This is a genomic window from Aeromicrobium tamlense (assembly GCF_013408555.1).
Classification (GTDB): Bacteria; Actinomycetota; Actinomycetes; order Propionibacteriales; family Nocardioidaceae; genus Aeromicrobium; species Aeromicrobium tamlense.
The window spans coordinates 1,659,819-1,676,193 of the sequence record NZ_JACBZN010000001.1 but is presented as its reverse complement, the minus strand read 5'-3'; the positions used below and the strand labels follow the sequence as shown (position 1 = coordinate 1,676,193).

General features: G+C 70.1%; 13 protein-coding genes. 10 read left to right on the top strand and 3 right to left on the bottom strand.

Features of this window, described 5'->3' with window-relative positions:
• Positions 1–54 precede the first annotated feature (54 nt).
• On the bottom strand, positions 55–708 hold the full coding sequence (locus tag BJ975_RS08360) for a TetR/AcrR family transcriptional regulator (RefSeq protein WP_179424820.1): 654 nt from the start codon (positions 706–708) through the stop codon (positions 55–57).
• A gap of 94 nt (positions 709–802) precedes the next feature.
• Between BJ975_RS08360 and BJ975_RS08355 the strand changes: the two genes are divergently transcribed.
• From BJ975_RS08355 to BJ975_RS08335, 5 genes are all read left to right on the top strand, one after another.
• Positions 803–1,663 carry an SDR family oxidoreductase gene (locus tag BJ975_RS08355; protein WP_179424818.1) on the top strand — a complete coding sequence of 287 codons (861 nt, stop codon included), beginning with the start codon at positions 803–805 and terminating at the stop codon, positions 1,661–1,663.
• Entirely contained in the window at positions 1,660–2,199 is a 540-nt protein-coding gene (locus BJ975_RS08350; protein ID WP_179424816.1) for a carboxymuconolactone decarboxylase family protein, read from the top strand. Before BJ975_RS08355 ends, BJ975_RS08350 begins: the two co-directional genes overlap by 4 nt.
• A 45-nt stretch (positions 2,200–2,244) precedes the next feature.
• Positions 2,245–2,817, top strand: coding sequence for a dihydrofolate reductase family protein (locus BJ975_RS08345; RefSeq protein WP_179424814.1), 573 nt, complete (start codon positions 2,245–2,247; stop codon positions 2,815–2,817).
• Between the two features lie 55 nt (positions 2,818–2,872).
• Positions 2,873–4,957, top strand: a complete 2,085-nt coding sequence (gene uvrB, locus BJ975_RS08340) for an excinuclease ABC subunit UvrB (RefSeq protein ID WP_179424812.1) — start codon at positions 2,873–2,875, stop codon at positions 4,955–4,957.
• A gap of 182 nt (positions 4,958–5,139) precedes the next feature.
• Positions 5,140–6,141 carry a TerC family protein gene (locus BJ975_RS08335; RefSeq protein ID WP_179424810.1) on the top strand — a complete coding sequence of 334 codons (1,002 nt, stop codon included), beginning with the start codon at positions 5,140–5,142 and terminating at the stop codon, positions 6,139–6,141.
• 30 nt (positions 6,142–6,171) lie between these two features.
• On the opposite strand, the gene BJ975_RS08330 is transcribed toward BJ975_RS08335, so the two are convergent.
• A complete protein-coding gene (locus BJ975_RS08330) occupies positions 6,172–7,581 on the bottom strand; it encodes an APC family permease (RefSeq protein ID WP_179424808.1) in 1,410 nt (469 codons plus the stop codon).
• A 94-nt stretch (positions 7,582–7,675) separates the two neighbouring features.
• On the opposite strand from BJ975_RS08330, the gene BJ975_RS08325 reads away from it, so the two are divergent.
• Positions 7,676–8,956 carry a cytochrome P450 gene (locus tag BJ975_RS08325; RefSeq protein WP_269306680.1) on the top strand — a complete coding sequence of 427 codons (1,281 nt, stop codon included), beginning with the start codon at positions 7,676–7,678 and terminating at the stop codon, positions 8,954–8,956.
• 3 nt (positions 8,957–8,959) lie between these two features.
• Here the strand turns inward: BJ975_RS08325 and BJ975_RS08320 are convergent, their stop codons facing one another.
• Complete coding sequence (locus tag BJ975_RS08320; protein ID WP_179424804.1) at positions 8,960–9,613, bottom strand: MBL fold metallo-hydrolase; 654 nt, start codon at positions 9,611–9,613, stop codon at positions 8,960–8,962.
• Between the two features lie 57 nt (positions 9,614–9,670).
• Here BJ975_RS08320 and uvrA point away from each other — a divergent pair, with 57 nt between their 5' ends.
• The 4 genes from uvrA to BJ975_RS08300 are packed head-to-tail and all read left to right on the top strand — an operon-like array spanning position 9,671 to position 16,331.
• A complete protein-coding gene (gene uvrA, locus BJ975_RS08315; protein WP_179424802.1) occupies positions 9,671–12,529 on the top strand; it encodes an excinuclease ABC subunit UvrA in 2,859 nt (952 codons plus the stop codon).
• A gap of 21 nt (positions 12,530–12,550) precedes the next feature.
• The gene (gene uvrC, locus BJ975_RS08310) at positions 12,551–14,509 is read left to right on the top strand and encodes an excinuclease ABC subunit UvrC (RefSeq protein WP_179424800.1); all 1,959 of its coding nucleotides are present in this window, start codon (positions 12,551–12,553) and stop codon (positions 14,507–14,509) included.
• Entirely contained in the window at positions 14,506–15,369 is an 864-nt protein-coding gene (rapZ, locus tag BJ975_RS08305) for an RNase adapter RapZ (protein ID WP_179424798.1), read from the top strand. Before uvrC ends, rapZ begins: the two co-directional genes overlap by 4 nt.
• Complete coding sequence (locus tag BJ975_RS08300) at positions 15,366–16,331, top strand: gluconeogenesis factor YvcK family protein (protein ID WP_179424796.1); 966 nt, start codon at positions 15,366–15,368, stop codon at positions 16,329–16,331. Before rapZ ends, BJ975_RS08300 begins: the two co-directional genes overlap by 4 nt.
• Positions 16,332–16,375: the final 44 nt, after the last annotated feature.

The following is a 16,375-nucleotide window of genomic DNA, read 5'->3' as shown; positions in this document are numbered from 1 at the left end:
GACAGCGGGGCCGGTGGCATCAGCCACCGGCCCCGCTTCGCGTCTGGGGGAGGGTCAGTCCGGGCGCTCGACGATGGCGCGCACCGACCGCTTCGCGAGGTCGAGGACCTCGGTCGTGGGCAGGTGCTCCATCGTGGGCAGCCCGGAGTTGAGCTCGCGGATCGAGCGCTGGAAGGTCACGAGGTTCAGGATGCCCAGGCCCTGCGTGTACATGATGTTCGCGATGAGCTCGGGGTCCTTGACGTCGAACTCGCCGGTGGCGTTGCCCGCCTCGATCGCCGACGTGATGTGGTCGAAGCAGCGGTTGATCGCCGCGCCCAGCTCGGTGAGCCGCTCGAGGCTGATCTGCTCCAGCAGCTCGGAGCCGCGGTGGCGCAGCAGGGACTGCGCGCAGTCGACGAAGGCCGGGTACTCGGTGCCGTAGGAGAGGAACTCCACGGTGATGGTGTCGATCCGCTGGCCCGGGGTCAGCTCGGGGTCGTCGGACTTGGCCAGCCGCGACTCGAGCTGGTTGAGGTAGTCCACCAGCGTCATCGCGAAGAGCTCTTCCTTCGTGGTGAAGTGGCGGTAGATGATCGCGCGGTTGATGCCGACCGCCCGGGCGATGTCCTCGATCTGCGCGTCCCGCATGCGTCGCTCGTCGAAGAGCGCGCGGGTCGCATCGAGGATCTCGCGCGTGCGTTGCGCCCTGCGCTCGACGATGGCCATGACACCGACCCTATCGGTCTGGTCCGCGTTTGCACCGGCCGCGTCGGCCCGCCGAGGCAGAAACTGTGAGGCAGGACACCGCTAGGGTGACGGCATGGGGAAGTTGGACATTCGTACGAAGCGGTGCCTCGTCACGGGAGCGGCCGGGGGCATCGGCGCCGCCACCGCGGTCGCACTCGGCCGGGAGGGGGCCCACCTGGTGCTCACCGATCTCCATTCCGCGGGACTCGAGCGGACGGCTGAGGAGGTGCGTGCCGCGGGCGGACGCGTGCTCATGGTGCGTGCCGTCGACCTCACCGACGCCGACGCCGTGCGCGCCCTCGCCGCCGAGGTCGGGTCGGAGGTGGGCGCGCTCGACGTGCTGCTCAACATCGCCGGCATCTCGATCTGGGGGACCATCGACCGGCTCCAGGAGGAGCACTGGCGCCGGCTCATCGACGTGAACCTCATGGGACCGGTGCACGTGATGTCGTCGTTCCTGCCCGCCATGATCGAGGCGCGCCGCGGGGGACACGTGGTCAACGTCTCGAGCGCGGCGGGGATCTTCGGCCTGCCGTGGCACGCGGCCTACAGCGCCAGCAAGTTCGGCCTCCGGGGCGTCTCCGAGGTGCTGCGGTTCGACCTGCGCCGCCACGGGATCGGCGTGAGCCTCGTGTGCCCGGGCGCGGTGGCGACGCCGCTCGTCGAGGGTCTCGAGGTGGTCGGCGTCGACCGCTCGGCGCCGTCGATGCAAGCCGTCGAGCGCCGGTTCCTGCGGCACGCGATCAGGCCCGACGAGGCCGCGGCCGCGATCGTGAAGGGGCTCGAGCGTCGGCGCTACTGGGTCTACACCTCGCGCGACATCCGCCTCGGCCACTACGCGCAGCGCTGGTTCCCGTGGGGGTACGAGGCGGTGATGCGGCTTCTCAACCGCAGCCTCACGCGGGCCAAGGCGAAGGCCGGGGCGGGCCGATGAGGGCGCCCCGCGTCGCCCCGGGCGGCCGCCGCCAGCTCGGGCTCGTGAACTTCCTGCTCGGCAAGGCGCTGTCCCGCGGGGCCGGCGTGCGCGAGGCCCACCTGTTCACCACGCTCGGCCGCAACCGCTCGCTGTTCCGGGCCTGGCTCCTCTACTCGGGGGCCCTCATGCTGCGCGGCCGCCTGCCGCGGCGCGAGACCGAGGTCGTGATCCTGCGCGTCGCGCACCACTGCGACAGCGACTACGAGCGCCGTCACCACGTGCGGCTCGGCCGGCGCGCCGGACTGACGACCGAGGAGATCGAGCGCACGCGTGCCGACGGCCTCGAGGGCTGGAGGCCCTCGGACGCCGTGCTGCTCGCCGCCACCGACCAGCTGATCGCGCACGAGGGCATCGACGACGCCACCTGGGCTCGGCTGCGCGCCTACTGGGACGAGGCGCAGGCGATCGAGCTCACGCTGCTCGTCGGTCAGTACCGGGGCCTGGCCACCACGATCCGCACGCTCGGGATCGCGCCCGACCCCTCGACGGACTGAGACCCGGCGTCGTACGTTCGGACGACCGACGGCAGGGGAGACGCGATGCACGACGTGACGTACTCGATGGGACTGACGCTCGACGGCTACATCGTCGGGCCCGACGGCTCCTTCGACTGGGGCGCGACCGACGAGACGATCACCGAGATCATGGAGATCTCGCTCGACGAGATCGCGGGCGTCTCCACGCACCTCATGGGCCGGCGGGTCTACGAGACGATGCTCTACTGGGAGACGGCTGCTGAGGACCCCGACCTGAGCGACCTGGAGCGTCGGTGGACCGAGCGGTGGAACCCGCTGCCGAAGGTCGTCCTCTCGCGCTCGCTCACCGAGGTGCAGGGCGCCGCGCGGCTGGCCACCGGGACGCTGCAGGAGGAGATCGAGCGGCTCAAGGCCGAGCCGGGCGACGGTGACATCGCGATCGGGGGCGCCACGCTGGCCGCGCAGGCAGCCGACCTCGACCTCATCGACGAGTACCGGCTGCGGGTGAGTCCGGTCCTGGTCGGCGGGGGCATCCCCTTCTTCTCGCACGGTCGCCGGCGGGTCGACCTCGACCTCGTCGAGAGCCGCGAGTGCGCCGCCGGGCTGATGTACCTGCGGTACCGCGTCAGGCGCTGACCGGTCCTCTCTCGCCGACGCGCGAAATGTCGGACCTCGCCCGTAGGCTCGACGCATGAGACCTGTCTCCGAGCTCACGCGGCAGGTGGCGCCGTTCGAGGTCGTCTCCGAGTACCAGCCCGCCGGCGACCAGCCCGCCGCGATTGCCGAGATCACGCAGCGCATCCAGGGCGGGACGAACGACGTCGTCCTCATGGGCGCCACCGGCACCGGCAAGACCGCCACCACGGCCTGGCTGGCCGAGCAGCTCCAGCGCCCGATGCTCGTCATGCTGCCCAACAAGACCCTCGCCGCGCAGTTCGCCAACGAGCTGCGCGAGCTGCTGCCGAACAACGCCGTCGAGTACTTCGTGTCGTACTACGACTACTACCAGCCCGAGGCGTACATCGCGCAGAGCGACACCTACATCGAGAAGGACTCCTCGATCAACGAGGAGGTCGAGCGGCTGCGCCACTCGGCCACGTGGTCGCTGCTCACGCGGCGCGACGTCATCGTGGTCGCCACCGTGTCGTGCATCTACGGCCTCGGCTCGGCGCAGGAGTACCTGAACCGCATGATCGGGTTCAAGGTCGGCGACGAGATGGGTCGCGACCACCTGCTGCGCACGCTCGTCCAGGCGCAGTACGTGCGCAACGACGTCAGCTCCACCCGCGGCACGTTCCGCGTGAAGGGCGACACCGTCGAGATCTTCCCCGTCTACCAGGAGATGGCGGTGCGGGTCGAGTTCTTCGGCGACGAGATCGAGCGCCTCATGACCCTGCACCCGCTCACGGGCGAGGTGCTCAGCGACGACCAGGAGCTCTACGTCGGCGCCGCCACGCACTACGCCGCCGGCCCCGAGGTGATGGCCCGGGCGATCGAGCGGATCAAGCTCGAGCTCGAGGAGCGCCTCGAGGTGCTCGAGCGCGAGAACAAGCTGCTCGAGGCCCAGCGCCTGCGCATGCGCACCACGTACGACCTCGAGATGATGGAGCAGGTCGGCACCTGCTCCGGCATCGAGAACTACTCGCTGCACATGGACGGCCGCCCTCCGGGCTCGGCCCCGAACTGCCTCCTCGACTACTTCCCGCAGGACTTCGTGCTCGTCGTCGACGAGTCGCACGTGACGATCCCGCAGATCGGCGCGATGTACGAGGGCGACATGAGCCGCAAGCGCTCGCTCGTCGAGCACGGCTTCCGGCTGCCCAGCGCGATGGACAACCGGCCGCTGAAGTGGCCCGAGTTCCTCCAGCGGATCGGCCAGACCGTCTACCTCTCGGCCACACCGGGCGACTACGAGATGAACAAGGTCGAGGGCGACGTCGTCGAGCAGGTCATCCGCCCCACCGGCCTGATCGACCCCGAGGTCATCGTCAAGCCCACGAAGGGCCAGATCGACGACCTCATCGGCGAGATCAACGACCGTGTCGAGCGCAACGAGCGCGTCCTGGTCACCACGCTGACCAAGAAGATGTCCGAGGACCTCACCGACTACCTGCTCGAGGCCGGCATCCGCACCCGCTACCTCCACAGCGAGGTCGACACGCTGCGCCGCGTCGAGCTGCTGCGCGAGCTGCGGATGGGGGAGTACGACGTCCTCGTCGGCATCAACCTCCTGCGCGAGGGCCTCGACCTGCCCGAGGTCAGCCTCGTGGCGATCCTCGACGCCGACAAGGAGGGCTTCCTGCGGTCGGGCCGCTCGCTCATCCAGACGATCGGCCGCGCGGCGCGCAACGTGTCGGGCCAGGTCATCATGTACGCCGACCGGATCACCGACTCGATGGCCTCGGCGATCGACGAGACCAACCGCCGCCGCGAGAAGCAGGTCGCCTACAACACGGCGAACGGCATCGACCCGCAGCCGCTGCGCAAGAAGATCGGCGACATCACCGACATGCTCGCCCGCGAGGACGAGGACACCCGCGCGCTGCTCGCCGCCACCGGCGACCACAAGCGCAAGGGCGCGGCGGTGCCGCTGGGCCAGCACACCAAGGACCTCGCCGACCTGCCCTCGGGCGAGCTCGCGGCGCTCATCGACCAGCTGTCCGACCAGATGCACCAGGCCGCGGCCGACCTGCAGTTCGAGGTGGCCGCGCGCCTGCGCGACGAGATCGGCGAGCTCAAGCGCGAGCTGCGCGGCATGCTCGGCGCCGGCACCTGAATTGGCGCTGTCACCACCGTGCTGCGAGACTGTTCCGGCGGAGGGGAGTATTCCCATCACCGGCGTCTCGTCAGCACGGGGGTCATCGTCGACCACCCCGGGACGCCGGACCGGCTCGCTGCACAGCCCGGTGGAAGAGACCTCCGAGTCGTAGCCGACCCGGAGAGAACAGAGGACCGCCTGTGAACGTCAGCACGCTCGAGTGGGGTGTCACCATCGGGGTGACCATCGCCATCTTGCTGTTCGACATCATCGTCATCGCCCGCAAGCCGCACGAGCCCACCACCAAGGAGTGCGCGCTCTACCTGTCGTTCTACATCGGCCTGGCCGTCGCCTTCGGCGCCTGGGTCTGGTCGTTCCACGGCCACCAGTACGGCATCGAGTTCTACGCGGGCTGGCTCACCGAGTACAGCCTGTCGATCGACAACCTGTTCATCTTCATCATCATCATGAGCAGCTTCGCCGTCCCGCGGAAGTACCAGCAGGAGGCGCTGCTCGTCGGCATCATCCTGGCGCTGGTGTTCCGCGGCATCTTCATCGCGCTCGGCGCCGTGGCGATCAACGAGTTCTCGTGGGTGTTCTACATCTTCGGCGCCTTCCTGATCTACACCGCGATCAAGCTGGCCAAGAACGACGACGAGGACGAGGACGTCGAGAACGCCGTCGTCCGCTTCGCGCGCAAGCGCTTCAACCTGAGCGACACGTGGGACGGCCTGAAGCTGGTCGTCCGCGAGAACGGCCGTCGTGCGATCACGCCGATGGCGCTGGTCATCATCGCGCTCGGCACCACCGACATCCTGTTCGCGCTCGACTCGATCCCGGCGATCTTCGGGCTCACGCAGGAGCCCTACATCGTCTTTACCGCGAACGTGTTCGCACTGATGGGTCTGCGCCAGCTGTACTTCCTGCTGGGCGACCTGCTGCAGCGCCTCGTGTTCCTGTCGTACGGCCTGGCGTTCCTGCTGTTCTACATCGGCATCAAGCTGGTGCTGCACGCGCTGCACGAGAACGAGCTGCCGTTCATCAACGGCGGCGAGCCGGTGCACCACATCGGCCCGGTCCCGGTGCCCGAGGTGCCCACGCTGCTCAGCCTGGGCGTCATCATCGCGACGCTGACGATCACGGCCGTGGCCAGCCTCTGGTACTCCAAGAAGTACCCCGAGCGCGTCGGCGGCGGCCACTAGGAAGCGAGCCAGCCGCCGAGCGGCTGGGGGTCAGGGGATGTCGTGGGGCGGCAGGTCGTCCGGCGAGCCCACCTCCAGCCGCTCGCCCCGGCGGCGGCTCAGCAGGTACATCGGCACCGACAGCACGAGGCCGATGACCAGCAGCACGCCGGCGATCTCGTACTGCTCCGCGGGACGGCCCGACAGGGGAGTCACCAGGTAGACGCAGGTGATGACGCCGAGGATGGCGATCGGCGCCGCGGTCGAGAAGTGCGAGTGCTCCACGTGGTCCTTGCGCAGCACCAGCACAGCGGTGTTCACCACCGCGAAGACGGCCAGCAGCAGCAGGCTCGTGGTGCCGCCGAGGATCGCGACGGCCTCGGTGCTGGCGTTCGAGACGTACGTGATCAGGCCCAGCGCGAGGGCCGTCGTGAGCACGATGGCGGCCCACGGGGTCTGGCGGCTGCTCACCTTGGAGATGCTGCGCGGGATGATGCCCTGCTTCGACATGCCGTACAGCAGGCGGCTGGCCATCAGCATGTTGATGAGCGCCGAGTTCGCGACGGCGAACATCGAGATGAACGGCAGGATCTGGTCGATCGGGATGTCGGGGGCGCCGCGCTCGACCACGGTGACCAGCGGGGTGTCGTTGCCGGCCAGCTCGCCCACGGGCACGATCGCCACGGCGCAGATGGACACCAGCAGGTAGATCACTCCGGTGACGCCCAGGCCGGTCAGCATGATCTTGGGAAAGATGCGGTTGGGCTCGTGGCACTCCTCGGCCATGTTCACCGCGTCCTCGAAGCCGACCATCGCGAAGAAGGCCAGCGAGGTCGCCGTGGTGACGGCGAGGAAGACGTTCTTGTCGTCGGGCGTCTCGAAGGCGACGACGCGGCCCCAGTCGGCGTCGCCACCGGCGATCGCCCACAGGCCGACGAGGATGACCAGCAGCAGGCCCGAGAGCTCGATCAGCGTCAGCACGACGTTGGTCTTGACGCCCTCGCTCACACCACGCAGGTTGATCGCGGCCACGAGCAGCATGAAGCCCAGCGCGATCAGCATGATCTCGAAGTTCGAGGCCTTCCAGTCGATGCCGACGGCGAGGTTCGAGGCGAACGCGCGGGCGGCCGTCGAGGCCGACGTGATGCCGGAGCACATGACCGTGAAGGCCACCATGAACGTGAACAGGTGGATGCCGAACGCCTTGTGGACGTAGAGCGCGGCACCGGCGGCCTGCGGGTACTTGGTGACCAGCTCGAGGTAGGACAGTGCGGTCAGCAGCGCGACGCCGAACGCGACGAGGAAGGGCAGCCACGCGGCGCCGCCGACCTCGGCCGCGACCTGTCCGGTGAGGGCGTAGACGCCCGTGCCGAGGATGTCGCCGATGATGAAGAGCAGCAGCAGCTTGGGTCCGAGGACCCTCCTGAGCTCGGTGGGCTGGTCGTCGGTGCTGGTCGCCATGTCTCCCCCTCGTAGTTCCCTACAGGGTCGACCCGTGGGCCCGATCCGGCAACCCATGCCGGATCCGGACCCCTCGACGGACTATCGTGTGCGGGTGAAGTTGCTGCGGGGAATCCGCTCCAAGGTGTTGTCGTCGGTGGCCCGACGGCACGTCGCCAAGCGCGGGATCGACCTCGCGAGCTTCTCCTTCATCCCCGAGCCCACGAAGGCGCCGCTGCAGCGCATCGGTCTGGACCCCGTGCCCGAGATGGCCCGCATCCGCCGAGAGGAGCCGCTGCACCGGCTCGACCTGCCGTTCGACTTCACCGCCTACCTCGTCACGGGCCACGAGCAGGCGCGCCAGGTGCTCACGGCGCGCGACACCTACTCCACCGACATCCGGCACCTGTTCTCCGGGGACGGCCCGGCCACGTCGGACGACATCGGGGGACTCGGCTTCACCGACCCGCCGGTGCACACGCGGCTGCGCAAGATCATCACGCCCGAGTTCACGATGCGCCGCCTCGCGCGGCTGGAGCCGCTGATCGAGCAGATCGTCGACCGCGCCCTCGACGACCTCGAAGCGGCCGGTCCCGAGGCCGACCTGGCGGAGGTCTTCGCGTTCCCGATCCCGTTCAACACGATCTGCGCCCTGCTGGGACTCGACTACGAGGACACGCAGGCGTTCTCCAAGCTCGGCAGCGCCCGCTTCGACGCCACGAACGGGGGAGCGGCGGCCTTCGGCGCCGTCTCCGAGCAGCGCGAGTTCCTGTTCGAGGCGGTGGCCCGCCAGCGCAAGGAGCCCGGCCCCGGCCTGATCGGGCAGATCATCCGCGACGAGGGCGAGCTCATCAGCGACCGCGACCTCGCGGGTCTCGCCGACGGGGTCTTCACCGGCGGCTACGAGACCACCGCCGGCATGATCGCGCTCAGCACGATCATGCTGTCGCGCGACCCGGCCTACGCCGACCTCGTCCGCTCGGGCAACCGCGAGACGCTCGACCGTGTGATAGAGGAGCTGCTGCGCTACTTCTCGGTGGTCCAGGTCGCGTTCCCGCGCTTCGCGAAGCAGGACATGGAGCTGTTCGGGACGCAGGTCAAGGCCGGCGACGTGCTCCTCGTGTCGCTCAGCGCGGCCAACCGCGACGAGGCCAACGCCGGCCTGGCCCCCGACACGTTCGACCCGCTGCGGATCCCGTCGAGCGGACACCTGGCCTTCGGCCACGGCATCCACCGCTGCATCGGCGCCGAGCTGGCTCGCATGGAGCTGCGCATCGCCCTGCCGAAGCTGCTGCGGCGGTTCCCCGACCTGCGCCTCGCGGTGCCGGAGTCCGAGCTGGAGTTCCGCCAGCTCAGCTTCGTGTTCGGGATCGAGTCCCTGCCCGTCACCCTCTGACGGTCACCAGCCGCGGGCGCGCCAGTCCGGAAGGCTCGGGCGCTCGGCGCCCAGCGTGGAGTCGTCGCCGTGGCCCGGGTAGAACCACGTGTCGTCGTCGAAGCGCGCGAAGATCTTCGACTCGACGTCGCCGCACAGCCGCATGAAGTCGTCGGGGGACCACGTGCGACCGACGCCGCCGGGGAACAGGGAGTCGCCGGTGAACAGGTGGGTCACGCCGTCGGGATCGTCGTAGACCAGCACGATCGAGCCGGGCGTGTGGCCCACGACCTCGATGACCTCGAGCTCGCACGAGCCGACGCGAACGCGGGCGCCGGTGCGGACCCGGACGTCGACGTCGACCGGCAGCTCGTCGGCGTCGTCCTCGCCGGCCACCGTCTCGGCACCGGTCGCGCGGACGACCTCCTCGAGAGCTCCCCAGTGGTCGGCGTGCCGGTGGGTCGTGATGACGCGGGCCAGGCCACCGTCGCCGATGAGCTCCAGCAGGCGTGGCGCCTCGGCGGCGGCGTCGATCAGCACCTGCTCGCCGGTGAGCGCGCAGCGCAGCAGGTAGGCGTTGTTGGCCATCGGTCCCACGGCGATCTTCGTGATCACCAGGTCGCCGGCCTCGCGGGTGTCGGGCGCGCCGCCGACCGTGACCTCTCCCGTGTACGTCATGCTCCCGACCCTACTCGTCGAGAGGTTTCTGTCAGGGCTCCTCAGTAGGCTTGTCGGGTGACCGATCGTCTCGTTGTGAGGGGTGCGCGCGAGCACAACCTCAAGGATGTCTCCGTCGATCTGCCCCGTGACTCCCTCATCGTCTTCACGGGTCTGTCCGGCTCCGGCAAGTCGTCGTTGGCCTTCGACACCATCTTCGCGGAGGGCCAGCGCCGCTACGTCGAGTCGCTGTCCGCGTACGCGCGCCAGTTCCTCGGCCAGATGGACAAGCCCGACGTCGACTTCATCGAGGGCCTGTCCCCGGCGGTGTCGATCGACCAGAAGTCCACGTCCCGCAACCCGCGGTCCACGGTCGGCACGATCACCGAGGTCTACGACTACCTGCGCCTGCTCTACGCCCGCGCGGGCCGCCCCCACTGCCCCACGTGCGGTGAGCCGATCGCTCGGCAGACGCCGCAGCAGATCGTCGACCGCATCCAGGCCGGCGAGGAGGGCACCCGCTTCCAGGTGCTCGCGCCGGTCATCCGCGGCCGCAAGGGCGAGTACCTCGACCTGTTCCGCCAGCTGCAGCAGTCCGGCTTCAGCCGGGCGATCGTCGACGGCGAGACGATCATGCTCGCCGACGAGCCGCCCAAGCTCGCGAAGCAGAAGAAGCACACGATCGAGGTCGTCGTCGACCGCCTCACCGTGAAGCCCTCCTCGAAGCAGCGCCTCACCGAGTCGGTCGAGACCGCGCTCGGCCTGGCCGACGGCATCGTCATCATCGACTACGTCGGGCTCGAGGAGGACGACCCGGCGCGGCGTCGCCGCTTCTCCGAGCGCCTCGCCTGCCCGAACGACCACCCGCTCCAGGTCGACGAGCTCGAGCCGCGCTCGTTCTCGTTCAACGCGCCCTACGGCGCCTGCCCCGAGTGCCACGGCCTCGGCTCGCGCAAGGAGGTCGACGCCGAGCTGCTCGTGCCCGACCCTGACAAGACCCTCGCCGAGGGCGCCATCACGGCGTGGACCTACACGCAGGTCTCCGACTACTTCCTGCGTCTCATGCGCTCGCTCGGCGACGAGCTCGGCTTCGACGTCGACACGAAGTGGAGCGACCTCGAGCCCGAGTTCCAGGACGCCCTGCTGAACGGGCACTCCACGAAGGTGCACGTCCAGTACAAGAACCGCTACGGCCGTCAGCGCTCGTACTGGGCCGAGTTCGAGGGCGCCAAGGCGTTCGTCGAGCGCCGCCACTCCGAGACCGACTCCGACACCAGCCGCGACCGCCTCGAGGGCTTCATGCGCGAGGTCCCGTGCCCCACCTGCAAGGGCACCCGCCTCAAGCCGGTCATCCTGGCCGTCACGCTCGAGTCCGAGCGGTTCGGCGCGATGAACATCGCCGAGGTCTGCCACCTGTCGATCGCCGAGGCGGCCGACTTCCTGCAGGACCTCGTGATGAACGACCGCGAGCGGCAGATCGGCGAGCGCGTCCTCAAGGAGATCCACGAGCGCCTGCGCTTCCTGCTCGACGTCGGCCTCGACTACCTGGCCCTCGACCGCGCGGCCGGCTCGCTGTCCGGTGGCGAGGCCCAGCGCATCCGTCTGGCCACGCAGATCGGCGCCGGCCTCGTCGGCGTGCTCTACGTGCTCGACGAGCCTTCGATCGGCCTGCACCAGCGCGACAACCACCGTCTCATCGAGACCCTCGTGCGGCTGAAGAACCTCGGCAACACGCTCATCGTCGTCGAGCATGACGAGGACACGGTGCGCGCCTCGGACTGGGTCGTCGACATCGGCCCCGGTGCCGGCGAGCACGGCGGCCAGGTCATCGTGTCCGGTCCGGTCGAGGAGCTGCTGGCCAGCCCCGACTCGCTCACCGGCGCCTACCTGTCGGGTCGCCAGTCGATCCCCGTGCCCGAGGTCCGCCGTCCGCGTGACAAGGGCCGCCAGCTCGTCGTGAAGGGCGCCCGCGAGAACAACCTGAAGAACGTCGACGTCGCGTTCCCGCTGGGCCAGCTGGTCTCGGTCACCGGCGTCTCCGGCTCGGGCAAGTCCACGCTCGTCAACGACATCCTCTACACCTCGCTCGCGCGCCAGATCTACAAGGCGCGCACGATCCCGGGTCGTCACCGCACGATCGAGGGCACCGAGCACGTCGACAAGGTCATCCACGTCGATCAGTCGCCGATCGGCCGCACCCCGCGGTCCAACCCGGCCACGTACACGGGCGTGTTCGACCACGTCCGCAAGCTGTTCGCGCAGACGCCCGAGGCGAAGATGCGCGGCTACCAGCAGGGCCGCTTCTCGTTCAACATCAAGGGCGGCCGCTGCGAGGCGTGCCACGGCGACGGCACGATCAAGATCGAGATGAACTTCCTGCCCGACGTGTACGTGCCGTGCGAGGTCTGCCACGGCGCGCGCTACAACCGCGAGACCCTCGAGGTCCGCTACAAGGGCAAGACGATCGCCGAGGTCCTCGACATGCCGATCGAGGAGGGCGTCGAGTTCTTCGAGGCCATCCCCGCGATCGCACGGCACCTGCGCACCCTCGTCGACGTCGGCCTGGGCTACGTCCGGCTCGGCCAGCCCGCGCCCACGCTGTCGGGTGGCGAGGCGCAGCGCGTCAAGCTGGCCTCCGAGCTGCAGAAGCGGTCCACGGGTCGCACGGTCTACGTCCTCGACGAGCCCACGACGGGCCTGCACTTCGAGGACATCCGCAAGCTGCTGATCGTGCTGCAACGCCTCGTCGACGCGGGGAACTCGGTCATCGTGATCGAGCACAACCTCGACGTCATCAAGGCCTCGGACTGGATCGTCGACATGGGTCCCGAGGGCGGCAGCGGTGGCGGCACCGTCGTCGCACAGGGCACCCCGGAGCAGATCGCGGCGCACCCCGACTCGCACACCGGCCGGTTCCTCGCGCCGCTGCTGTCGTGACGGCGGGGGAGGGCCCGAGTCATGGCTGACCCGTCCACCTACCGTCCGCGGCCCGGTGAGATCCCCACCGACCCGGGGGTCTACCGGTTCCGCGATGAGCAGGGCCGCGTCATCTACGTCGGCAAGGCCAAGAGCCTGCGGCCGCGGCTGAGCTCGTACTTCCAGGACCTCGGGAACCTCCACCCGCGCACGCACCAGATGGTCACCACGGCCGCCTCGGTCGACTGGACGGTCGTCAACACCGAGGTCGAGGCGCTCGCGCTCGAGTACTCCTGGATCAAGGAGTTCGACCCGCGGTTCAACGTCAAGTACCGCGACGACAAGTCCTACCCGTGGCTCGCGGTCACGGTGGGCGAGGAGATCCCGCGCGTCCTGGTGATGCGCGGCGCCCAGAAGAAGGGCGTGCGGTACTTCGGCCCGTACGGCCACGCGTGGGCGATCCGCGACACCGTCGACACGCTGCTGCGCGTGTTCCCCATGCGCTCGTGCAGCGCCGGCGTCTTCAAGCGCGCCAAGGCCGCCGGGCGTCCGTGCCTGCTCGGCGACATCGGCAAGTGCTCGGCGCCCTGCGTCGGTCGCGTCTCGCCCGACGAGCACCGCGACATCGTCAACGACTTCCTGTCGTTCATGGGCGGCCAGACCGCCGGGTTCGAGCGCGGCATCGAGCAGCGCATGCGCGACGCCGCGGCCGATCAGGAGTACGAGCTCGCCGCCAAGTACCGCGACGACCTCATGGCGATGCGGCGCGTCCTGGAGAAGCAGTCGGTCGTGCTGCGCGACGGCACCGACGCCGACGTCCTCGGCTTCGTCGACGATCCGCTCGAGGTCGCCGTCCAGATCTTCAACGTCCGCGGGGGCCGCATCCGCGGGCAGCGCGGCTGGGTGGCCGACAAGGGGGACGACGCCGGCCTGCCCGAGCTCGTGCAGAACGCCCTCATGACCCTCTACGCCGATGTCACGCCGTCGGCGATCCCGCGCGAGGTGCTCGTGCCCGAGCTGCCGGCCGACCACGACGCCGTCGCCGAGCTGCTCACCGAGCGACGCGGGGCGAAGGTCACGGTGCGAGTCCCGCAACGCGGCGACAAGCGCGCCCTGCTCGAGACGGTCGAGCAGAACGCCAAGCAGGCCATCGCCCGCCACAAGCTCAAGCGCTCCGGCGACCTCACCACCCGGAGCCGCGCCCTGGAGGAGATCCAGCTGGCGCTCGACCTGCCCACGCCGCCGCTGCGGATCGAGTGCTTCGACGTCTCGAACCTGCAGGGCACCGAGATCGTCGCGTCGATGGTCGTCTTCGAGGACGGCCTGCCGCGCAAGTCCGAGTACCGCCGGTTCACCGTGCGTCACGAGGGCCAGAGCGACGTCGCCGCCATGCACGAGGTCATCACCCGCCGGTTCGCCCACCACCTGCGCGCGGTCGAGCGCCAGGGCGAGGACGCCGAGCCGGGGATCGACCCCGAGACCGGCAAGCCGCGCCGGTTCGCCTACGCCCCGTCGCTGGTCGTGGTCGACGGTGGCCCGCCGCAGGTCGCGGCGGCCCAGCAGGCCATGGACGCCCTCGGCATCACCGGCGTCGCGCTGTGCGGCCTGGCGAAGCGCCTCGAGGAGGTCTGGCTGCCCGACGACGAGGACCCCGTGATCCTGCCGCGCACCAGCGAGGGCCTCTACCTGCTCCAGCGCGTGCGCGACGAGGCGCACCGGTTCGCGATCACGCACCACCGCCAGCGCCGCAGCAAGTCGATGGTCGAGAGCCTGCTCGATCCCGTCCCCGGACTCGGCGAGACCCGCCGCCGCGCGCTCATGAAGCACTTCGGCTCGGTGAAGAAGCTGCGCGCCGCGACCGCGGAGGAGATCACCATCGTCCCCGGGATCGGCCCGGCTACGGCAGAATCCATCGTGGCGGCACTCCACGAGGGGGAGTCGCCGGCCCCGGCCGTCAACATGGCCACCGGCGAGATCCTGGAGGACGAGACCCGACCATGACCAAGCTCACCGAGTTCGTCCTCGTCACCGGGATGACCGGCGCCGGCCGCAGCACCGCGGCCAAGGCGCTCGAGAAGCTCGGCTACTACGTGGTCGACAACCTGCCCCCGGGCATGCTCAACGACCTCGTCAGCTCGGTCGACGCGGCCGAGGACATCGACCGGCTCGCCGTCGTCGTCGACTCGCGCTCCCGGACGTTCTTCTTCGGCCTCGTCGACGCGATCGAGTCCGTCCACGACCTCGGTGTCCGCGTGCGCACGCTCTACCTCGAGGCCGCCGACGAGGTGCTCGTCCGCCGCCAGGAGGCGGCGCGCCGGCCCCACCCGCTGAGCCGCCAGGGCCGCCTCATGGACGGCCTCGTCCGCGAGCGCGAGCTGCTGCGCACGATCCGCGGCCGTGCCGACCTCGTCATCGACACCAGCCGGCTCAACGTGCACCAGCTGGCCCACCGGGTCCGCCAGGCCTTCGAGGTGGAGGACGAGCGCGGCCTGCACGTCACGATCGTGTCGTTCGGCTTCAAGTACGGCATCCCGATCGACGCCGACATGGTCGCCGACATGCGCTTCCTGCCCAACCCGTTCTGGGTCGACGACCTGCGTCCCCTCAGCGGCCAGGACGAGCCCGTGCGCGAGTACGTCTACAAGCAGGAGCGGTCGCAGGAGTTCCTCGACCGCTACGTCGAGCTGCTCTCGATGATCACCAACGGCTTCCTGCAGGAGGACAAGCTCTTCCTCACGGTCGGCATCGGCTGCACCGGCGGCCGCCACCGCAGCGTCGCGATGGCCGAGGCCCTCTCGGAGCGACTTCGCACGCGCGACGTCCGGACGCTCGTCGTCCACCGCGACCTGGGACGCGAGTGACCACCGAGCGGGCCGGGGGGCCCGCCGTGGTCGCGCTCGGGGGAGGGCACGGCCTGGCGGCCACGCTGTCGGCGCTGCGGCACGTCACGAGTCGGCTCACCGGCATCGTCACGGTCGCCGACAACGGCGGCTCGTCGGGGCGCCTGCGCACCGAGTTCGGCATCCTTCCGCCCGGCGACCTGCGCATGGCGCTGGCGGCCCTGTGCGGCGACGACGACTGGGGCCGGGCGTGGGCCGAGATCCTGCAGCACCGGTTCGGGGGAGCGGGCCCGCTCGCCGGCCACCCCGTCGGCAACCTGCTGCTCGCGGCGCTGTGGGACATGGAGCGCGACCAGGTCGCCGGCCTCGATCTCGTGGCCGAGCTCCTCGGCGCGCGCGGCCGCGTGCTGCCGATGGCCAACGTCCCGCTCGACATCGAGGCCGACGTCGACTTCGGCCCGCCCGCCCGGATCGAGGTCGTGCGCGGCCAGGCCGAGGTCGCCACGACGCCCGGACGCATCCAGGCCGTCCGCCTGGAGCCCGGCGACCCGCCGGCGTGCCCGCAGGCCGTCGCGGCGCTCGAGGCCGCCGACTGGGTCACGATCGGGCCCGGCTCCTGGTTCACCAGCGTCATGCCCACCCTCCTCGTGCCTCAGCTGCGCCAGGCGCTGCTGCGCACGCCCGCGAAGCGCGCCCTCGTGCTCAACCTCGTGGCGCAGCCGGGGGAGACCGAGCACCTGACGCCCGAGGAGCACCTCGAGGTGCTCGCGGCGCACGCGCCCGACCTGCGCCTCGACGTCGTCGTGGCCGACACCCGCGCCGCGCGCGACGTGGACGCCCTCACGCGGGCCGCCGCGCAACTGGGCGCGCGCCTCGTCACGGCCGACGTCCGCTCCACCGAGCAGGCCGACCAGCACGATCCGGCCGCGCTGGCCGAGGTCTTTGCCACCACGTTCGCCCCCGCGTCACCAGCCCGGGCATAGAGTGGCCCGAGCGGGCTACTCGGGACCGCTGGACTGGAGGCTGA

Excerpts from the sequence above, each read along its gene's own strand:
- BJ975_RS08360 (WP_179424820.1), bottom strand. The coding sequence starts at position 708 with ATGGCCATCGTCGAGCGCAGGGCGCAACGCACGCGCGAGATCCTCGAT.
- BJ975_RS08355 (WP_179424818.1), top strand. The coding sequence starts at position 803 with ATGGGGAAGTTGGACATTCGTACGAAGCGGTGCCTCGTCACGGGAGCG.
- BJ975_RS08350 (WP_179424816.1), top strand. The coding sequence starts at position 1,660 with ATGAGGGCGCCCCGCGTCGCCCCGGGCGGCCGCCGCCAGCTCGGGCTC.
- BJ975_RS08345 (WP_179424814.1), top strand. The coding sequence starts at position 2,245 with ATGCACGACGTGACGTACTCGATGGGACTGACGCTCGACGGCTACATC.
- uvrB (WP_179424812.1), top strand. The coding sequence starts at position 2,873 with ATGAGACCTGTCTCCGAGCTCACGCGGCAGGTGGCGCCGTTCGAGGTC.
- BJ975_RS08330 (WP_179424808.1), bottom strand. The coding sequence starts at position 7,581 with ATGGCGACCAGCACCGACGACCAGCCCACCGAGCTCAGGAGGGTCCTC.
- BJ975_RS08320 (WP_179424804.1), bottom strand. The coding sequence starts at position 9,613 with ATGACGTACACGGGAGAGGTCACGGTCGGCGGCGCGCCCGACACCCGC.
- uvrC (WP_179424800.1), top strand. The coding sequence starts at position 12,551 with ATGGCTGACCCGTCCACCTACCGTCCGCGGCCCGGTGAGATCCCCACC.
- rapZ (WP_179424798.1), top strand. The coding sequence starts at position 14,506 with ATGACCAAGCTCACCGAGTTCGTCCTCGTCACCGGGATGACCGGCGCC.